Source organism: Bartonella sp. TT110JLCBS (genome assembly GCF_042193405.1).
In the GTDB taxonomy this organism is placed as follows: domain Bacteria; phylum Pseudomonadota; class Alphaproteobacteria; order Rhizobiales; family Rhizobiaceae; genus Bartonella.
Genome location: NZ_JBHILT010000320.1, coordinates 1 through 538, shown reverse-complemented (window position 1 = coordinate 538; position 538 = coordinate 1). Strand labels below are relative to the sequence as shown.

Genomic DNA, 538 nt, shown 5'->3' with positions numbered 1-538 from the left:
GTAACGGGTAGTCAGCTTTTTGAAACGAATGATAAGGTTGTTACTTATTTAGGGGGCAATGCAGCTTTTAATAATGGCGCGTTTACAGGACCGACTTATAGTTTATCCAAGGTTGATGCAGATGGTAAGATAACAGACAGTTCTTTTGATAATGTTGGTAGTGCATTTACTGGTCTTGATGATAATATCAAGAATGTTAATGCACGAATTAAGGAAGTTTCTGCAGGTGTTGCGCAAGATTCTTTATCGTGGAGCAAGGGTGATAACGCCTTTGTAGCTCTTCATGGGGAAGGTAAGGACAGAAACAATAGCAAATTGAAGTTTTTATTGGATGGAGAAATTTCTAAAGGTTCAACAGAAGCGATCACTGGCAACCAACTTTATTCGATGAATCAGACATTTGCGACCTATTTTGGTGGAGGTGCAGGTTATGATAAAGATGGACAATGGAAGGCTCCAAATTTTGTGATCAAGAAAGTTGATGCGGAAGGTAAAGAAAGTGAGGAAAGCTACAATAGTGTAGCGGAAGCCTTTGCTG

Annotated in this window: 1 pseudogene; it reads left to right on the top strand. The window is 39.6% G+C overall.

What is annotated here, in order from left to right:
• Positions 1–538: pseudogene (locus ACFILW_RS11115) on the top strand (hypothetical protein); the annotation flags it as partial.